Origin of the sequence: Trinickia dinghuensis, from assembly GCF_003367175.1 — a bacterium.
GTDB lineage: Bacteria > Pseudomonadota > Gammaproteobacteria > Burkholderiales > Burkholderiaceae > Trinickia > Trinickia dinghuensis.
Genome location: NZ_QRGA01000028.1, coordinates 47,969 through 54,723, shown reverse-complemented (window position 1 = coordinate 54,723; position 6,755 = coordinate 47,969). Strand labels below are relative to the sequence as shown.

The following is a 6,755-nucleotide window of genomic DNA, read 5'->3' as shown; positions in this document are numbered from 1 at the left end:
CGTTTGGCGTGCGGGGCAAGGCGCGCTCTACTGGGTGGACATCCCCGCGCAGACGCTCGTGCGCTATGAGCTGTCGCGCGCGCGCCGCACCGAATGGCTGTTGCCTGAACGCGTGGGCTGCGTCGCATTCGACCGGAACGGTACGGTGCTGGCCGCGCTCGAAACGGGACTGTTCGCGGTTGAACTGCACGAACCTTCCGCCATCGATGCGGGCACCGAGCATGTCGGCGCGCTTCGCGGCGAGGTGACGGTACGCCACCTCGTCACGGTAGCGCACGAGGCGCAGCGGATGCGTTTCAACGACGGCCGCTGCGACCGTCAAGGCCGTTTCTGGGCTGGGACGATGGTGCAGGACACAACCGCACCCCACCCCGCCGGCAAGCTCTACCGCTATGACGCGCAAGCAGGACTGTCCGCGCCGATCGTCGAAGGCCTATGCACGCAAAACGGCCTCGCCTGGTCGCCCGACGGACGCACGATGTACCTCTCCGATTCGCATGCGTCGAGCCGTCTGGTTTGGGCATTCGACTACGACATCGACGACGGAGCGCCGACCAACCGCCGCGTCTTCGCCGACTTGCACGACCACGCGGGGCGCCCCGACGGCGCGGCGGTCGACGCCGACGGGTGCTACTGGACCTGCGCGAACGATGCCGGCCTGCTGCTGCGCTTCACGCCGAACGGCCGGCTCGATCGGAAGCTGGCGCTGCCGGCGTCGAAGCCCGCGATGTGCGCGTTCGGCGGACCGAACTTCGACACGCTGTTCGTCACGACGATCTGCCCGAATCCGGCCGGCGAGCACGACGGTTTCGTGTGGGCGTTCAACACGGGGGTCTGCGGGCTGCCCGAGCCGGAGTTCGCCGGAACGCTGTAGCGGCGCGAGCCGCGCACGCACGCCTCGATGTCCGCTCGTCGATCGCTCGACCGGCCCGAGCAACGGCTCTGGCGCAAATATCCGGTCGGAACGAGGAAGCAAAGCGCTTGCGCACTTATTTCGGCGTAACGCCTCGTGCAACACGAGCGTATCGACGAGCTTGACGCTGCGAATCGGCATCAGCGACCGCGCTCCTTCTCGCTCGTGTCCTGAAGGTCCTTCACGATCTGCGCCGCCTCAGCCTCGAGGTAGCCGATCGGCTTTACTCTGTCGGTCAGTCTCATGTCGATGCTCCGCTTCTCAGGACCAAATATCAACCGAGCATCAATCACGGCCCGAGCCAATCTACCAGTCCGATCCTGAATTCAGCGAGCAGATTCTCAGTTGCACTTACCGGATCGTCGGAGCGAGATTCGCTCCGCAGCATATGCATTACCAGCCGACCATGCAGTTCGGGATCATCCAGGATGCGGACGATCTGTTGCTTGCTTTCCGCAGAAGCGACTGACGCTATATCCAGGCCAAGCAATCTTGGGCCGGCGCGCTCGAACACATAATCACATGCCGCCAGCAACGGCAACTCTTCTCCATAAAGCCTGTCGGCGTTGCCCGCAGCGGCATAGTTCTCCAGCAGATATCGGAAATCCACCGCGTCTTTTGAATTGGACTGTCCGCGGTCCAGCCATGCGATCAACTTCGTCATCACGAGACCCGGTATCGACGCAACGGGGATCTCGCAATGGTCTGCAATGCGTACCACCACCGCACCGTTCAGCGCTTCGGCGTAGCCCGCTACGTTCATTACGATTGCCATGTCCGGCGGCCACGCCACTTGCGAGGGGGAAATCTCGACACCGCCGAACGGCACCAGATCGACCGGAAAGCCGTCTCCAACCGCCGGTGAATAGTGAAGCCGATGGAGAATTTCCGCGTCCGGCCGGAAGGTCGGCTCGTGAAGAAGCGCAGCTCTGAGCGCTTCGAATGCCGGTCAACTCTCGATGGCCATGGCGAAGTCGATGTCGGGACTGGCGCGGTTGAGAGGGAAGCCATGAAGGTGGTACATCAAAATATCTCGCGCCGTCGCACCGACAACGAAATACTGTAGGTTCGTCAGCCGGGCAACGCGGTCCATGATTATCAGCACCGCACGCTTGCCTTCCGGTAGCGGAGTCTTCAGTTGTATCGCCGTCATGCGCCCTTCTCCAATTGGTCGCGAATCAACATCGCCACCTCCGCGTTGCGAGGCTCCCGCGTTCGCTGGAGATCCGCATACACGAGCAAAGGTGGCACGGTCAGTTGTTTCATCCGTGCCTCGTCGAGATGCCAGAAAGCGTCGATGATTTCCAGCGTACCGGCGGGATCGGCACGCAAGCGGTGGCGCTTGGCCAACGCCATGATTGCGGCCGGTCTCGCCGCCGGTTCGACATAGAGCGTTTGCGACGCCGGCCGAAGCTGCCCGGTCAGTTTTGCAGCAGCCACTTCCCCGCTCCACCATGCTTGCCGCGCAGGAAGCTGCGCATGCTGCCACCACGACGGATCACTCGCTGTGAACCGTTGTACGTTGAGCTTCGGCAACAGGCGAAGTGAATAATTGATCGCCCACTCTTCCCTCAGGGCGGCAGGGTCGAGCAATCGCCGGTCGTCCGTGCCTGCCAGCATGCCGCGTTCACGTAGGTCGTCGAATACGCTGCCGACAGCACCAAGTGCCACCCCCGCGGACGACGCGATTTCTCGGTACGGACGGTTGATTAGTTCCGGAGCGGATACCAACACAAAAATCATCCGAAGCGCTGAGGCGCTTGCGGACACGGCCGGCTTTCCCGATCTCAAGGCGAGACGCTTGATATCCGGATTCGCTGGCCTACCTGTTACGAGGACGTGCTGACCAGGCGCGTGAACATACAGATTACCGGCGAGGTCGATGAACTGCAGACCTTGCTCGACACATTCATCCGCCAATACAGGTGTCAGGTAGGCAGTGGCCAGAAGGATAGGAAAGTCCTCAGCGACGCCTTTGGCAGCGATAGCCCTCACCTCCTCCCGCGACTTTATCCGGCCGCGGGCCGCAAGCGTGTATGGCTGGGTGACACCGTTCACCTCCAGCGTGACCTTCGCTTCCCTTGACGACGCAACGCTTCGCCTGGCCGGACGGAAGCCGATGACACGCAGAGGAACGCTCAGACGCCCCGTGGCCGCATGGACGAGTTGTCTTACCAGCGTTTCGGTTGGGCGGTCGAAGTTCGGAAGCTCGTACTGGTTGCCGTTGTTCATAATTTTCGTTTGTTCAATAAAGATGAACACGTAGATATTATGAACACAAACGGCAACGTGTTCAATTTTTCCTCACGTTCATACTTCATGAACAACAGTCCGCATTGAACAAGCGCCCACGGCCCACGGACGTCGAACTCAGAAAAGCTCGTCGCTGCGTCCAAACCCACCCACCTCTGTCAATTCCCACCCACGCGCCGCTCATCGGCTAACTGCAATCGAGACAGCGCGCCGGCCGGCGGCCGGCCCTGGGTGCGATTCGACCCATCGTCCCAAGCGAAAACAAAAACAACCAATCGAATCAAAGCGTTGCACCTCACCCTCAACATGGCATACCTCTTGCAGTAAAGACGCCGCGAATCTGTCTATCGCCCGTCATCCACGGATGGAACGGCCGGGCCATGGTGAAAGACCGAATCGAGTGCTGTACCTGTCCGCCACCAGACCATGGCTGAGTTGCGGATTTACGCAACGACGGCGCATTGAGCATGCTCGTCGCCGAACACATCGACCGTATCGAAAAGTCAGTAAATCGAGGTGAGAAAACCATGAGTGAAAGCGTTCAAAAGAAGCTCCTGCGCGTTCGTCCTCCCCGCGTCAAGATCACCTATGACGTGGAAACGGGCGGCGCCATCGAAAAGAAGGAGCTCCCCTTCATCGTCGGGATCCTGGCCGACTTGCAGGGCGAGCGGAAAGACCCGGATACCTATCCGCCGTTGAAAGAGCGCGCCATGGTCGAGATCGACCGCGACAATTTCAACGACGTGATGGCGACGATCCAGCCGCGCGTCGTACTCGGCGCCGTCAAGCAGACCGACGACGCGCTGAAGGACCTGCTCAAGGACGACAACGACAACGAATTGACGTTCGCGAACATCGATGCGTTCGAGCCGATGAACGTCATCAAGGCCCTTCCTTCGCTCAGCGCGCTATACCTATCGCGCAGCCAGATCCGCGAACTGCAGGCCAAAGCGGAAGCCCATGACCCGGTGTCCGCGCAGCTCGATGCCATGATCGAAAAGGCCAACCCGGGCAAGGAAGGCGCGCCCGCGGTCGACGAAGCGAGCGTCACCGCGGCGGGCACCGCGATCGCGCCCATGGTGGGCATGACCCCGGAACAAACGACCCCGTTGGTCACCGCGTTTTCCACGCAGTTGAATCTCTATTTCGTCGAATCCAACGCGGATGCGGCCAAGCAGATCGAGCAGGCGCGCAAGCGCGGCGCGATCGCGGTGATCGACGAACTCGTCTCGCTGATCGACGAAAAACTCAGCGTCGCGCTGTCCAGCATCATGCATTGCGACAGCTTCAAGGCGATGGAATCGACCTGGCGCGGACTGCACTACCTCGTCATGAACACCGAGACCAGCGTCATGCTCAAGCTGCGCGTGTTCAACGCCACCAAGGACGAACTGCGCAAGGACATGATGAAGGCGGTCGAATTCGACCAGAGCGCCCTCTTCAAGATGATCTACGAAGCGGAGTACGGCACGTACGGCGGCAATCCGTACAGCCTGCTCATCGGCGACTACGCCATCGGCAAGTCGGGCGAGGACGTGGACTTCATCACGAAGATGGCCGAAATCGCAGCGGCCGCGCATGCGCCTTTCATCGCGCAGGCTTCGCATGACATGTTCAGCCTCAACGGCTTCGACAAGCTCGACAAGCCGCGCGACCTCAAAAAGATCTTCGAAGGGGTGGACTTCGCGCCCTGGCAGGCTTTCCGCGAAATGGAAGACGCGCGCTATGTGACGCTCGTGTTGCCGCGCGCGCTACTGCGCCTGCCCTACGGCTCGCCCACCAAGCGCAATACCACGCCCTGCGAAGGCATCAACTTCGACGAGCACGTGGGCGGCGGCGGCTCCGCGACGGTCTATTCGATCACGGGCGAACCGTACAGCTATCCGAACCCGGAGCCGAATCACTTCCTTTGGGGCAACCCGGCTTATCTGCTCGCCGAGCGCATCACCAACGCGTTTTCCCTCTATAGCTGGACGGCCGCGATTCGGGGCGTCGAAGGCGGTGGCTTGGTCGAAGGCCTGCCCAGCTACACGTATACGTCGAGCAACGGCAGCGTCGAGCTGTTCTGCCCCACCGAAGTGTCGATCACCGATCGCCGCGAAAAGGAGCTCAACGATCTCGGCTTCATCACGCTGTGCCACTGCAAGGGGACAGGCAAAGCGGCCTTCTTCGGCGGCCAGACCACCAATCAGCCCAAGAAGTACTTCTCCGATTCGGCCAACGCCAATGCCAAGATCTCGGCGATGCTGCCGTACATGCTCGCGGCGTCGCGCTTCGCGCACTACATCAAGGTGATCATGCGCGAGAAGATCGGCTCGTTCATGACGCGCGGCAATGTGGAGACGTTCCTCAATTCTTGGATTTCCAACTACGTGCTGCTCGACGACAACGCTCCGCAGGAAGCCAAGGCCGCTTACCCGCTGCGCGAAGCCAAGGTAGTCGTGACCGACGTTCCCGGCGAACCGGGCGCCTATCGCGCCACGGTATTCCTCAAGCCGCATTTCCAGCTCGAAGAGTTGACGACTTCGATCCGGCTGGTAGCGAATCTGCCGAAGTAACTCTCACCTCTTTTCATCCGAGGAGCAGTCATGGATTTAATTCTTTTCCAGCCGGGCGACCAAACCATCATGAATTCCGAGGGCAGCGAACTCGACAATTCGGCATGGGTATCGGACGGCCCGACCGGGCTGTGTATCGAAATCGTGTCGCTGCACCAGGGCATGAAGCAGCAGCTCACGACCGACGTCAGCAACAACGCGCGAACCTCCGGCCGCCCGATCATCACGGAGTTCACGCTCGTCAAATACGTCGATCAGACGTCGGTGAAGCTGTACGAGTACTGCCTAGGCGCGAAGGTGCTCGGTTCCGGTGCCGACGCGCCGAGCACGATCTACATCGCGCGCGAATCGGGCGGCAGCATTCAGAACGTCATCAAGATCGAACTGAAGGATGCGCTCCTCAGCGAGATGCAGCTTCAGACCCATCCCAACGACATGCCGACCGAGCAGTTCAAGCTCAACTTCACCGAGATCATCTGGACATATACGCAGCAGTTCAATGATACGACGCAGAAGGGGATGAAGACGGCGGGCTGGAGTTTGGCCAAGAACACGCCGATCGCCGGCAAGTTCACGTCCGGCAAGTAATAGCGGCAGCTCGCACTCATCCTCGTCACGGCACACGCTCGACACTCATCGGGAGACGACATGCAGTTTCTGCTCGAACGCCTCGCGCAGCCTCCAACGTTCGACGGCACGCAGTCATTCGACCTGCGCGCCGCGATCGCTGCGCAGATCCAGCGTCTCGTCAGCGCGCGCATCGCACGCACGGGCGGCGACCTGGATTTGCTCGACGTCGGCTGTCCGAACGTGGTCGAGTTCGAGTTGTACAGCAAGCCTCAGCTCGAGCAGTACGCGCAGCGGCTTGCTCGCCTCATTGCACGCTACGAGCCGCGCCTGCGAAAGCCGCGCGTTCAGATCGAGCCCAACGGCGCCGCGCTCACTCCGTACCGCGTGGCGATCTACGGCTCGATCGACGAAAGCGACGAGATGGATGTCTTCCATTTTGAGTTGCCTTCTCACTGAGGTCA

The 6,755-nt window shown here is 60.9% G+C and carries 6 protein-coding genes and 1 pseudogene; 4 read left to right on the top strand and 3 right to left on the bottom strand.

Annotation, left to right across the window (positions count from 1 at the left end; genetic code table 11):
- On the top strand, positions 1-874 hold an 874-nt coding region (locus tag DWV00_RS32555; RefSeq protein ID WP_147298030.1), incomplete at its 5' end, for an SMP-30/gluconolactonase/LRE family protein.
- A gap of 328 nt (positions 875-1,202) precedes the next feature.
- Here the strand turns inward: DWV00_RS32555 and DWV00_RS32550 are convergent.
- The 3 genes and pseudogenes from DWV00_RS32550 to DWV00_RS32545 form a co-directional block, all read right to left on the bottom strand.
- Positions 1,203-1,841 (bottom strand): annotated as a pseudogene (locus tag DWV00_RS32550) (nucleotidyl transferase AbiEii/AbiGii toxin family protein); the annotation flags it as partial.
- 21 nt (positions 1,842-1,862) lie between these two features.
- Complete coding sequence (locus DWV00_RS34820; RefSeq protein ID WP_245965130.1) at positions 1,863-2,066, bottom strand: hypothetical protein; 204 nt, start codon at positions 2,064-2,066, stop codon at positions 1,863-1,865.
- Positions 2,063-3,175, bottom strand: a complete 1,113-nt coding sequence (locus DWV00_RS32545; RefSeq protein ID WP_245965129.1) for a type IV toxin-antitoxin system AbiEi family antitoxin — start codon at positions 3,173-3,175, stop codon at positions 2,063-2,065. The genes DWV00_RS34820 and DWV00_RS32545 overlap by 4 nt, the downstream gene beginning before the upstream one ends.
- A 518-nt stretch (positions 3,176-3,693) precedes the next feature.
- Here DWV00_RS32545 and tssC point away from each other — a divergent pair.
- From tssC to DWV00_RS32530, 3 genes are read left to right on the top strand one after another with little or no spacing between them, the layout of a single operon-like run.
- Complete coding sequence (gene tssC / locus DWV00_RS32540; protein ID WP_115537735.1) at positions 3,694-5,724, top strand: type VI secretion system contractile sheath large subunit; 2,031 nt, start codon at positions 3,694-3,696, stop codon at positions 5,722-5,724.
- A 30-nt stretch (positions 5,725-5,754) separates the two neighbouring features.
- On the top strand, positions 5,755-6,312 hold the full coding sequence (locus tag DWV00_RS32535) for an Hcp family type VI secretion system effector (protein WP_115537734.1): 558 nt from the start codon (positions 5,755-5,757) through the stop codon (positions 6,310-6,312).
- Between the two features lie 60 nt (positions 6,313-6,372).
- On the top strand, positions 6,373-6,750 hold the full coding sequence (locus DWV00_RS32530) for a GPW/gp25 family protein (RefSeq protein ID WP_115537733.1): 378 nt from the start codon (positions 6,373-6,375) through the stop codon (positions 6,748-6,750).
- The last annotated feature ends 5 nt before the right edge of the window (positions 6,751-6,755 follow it).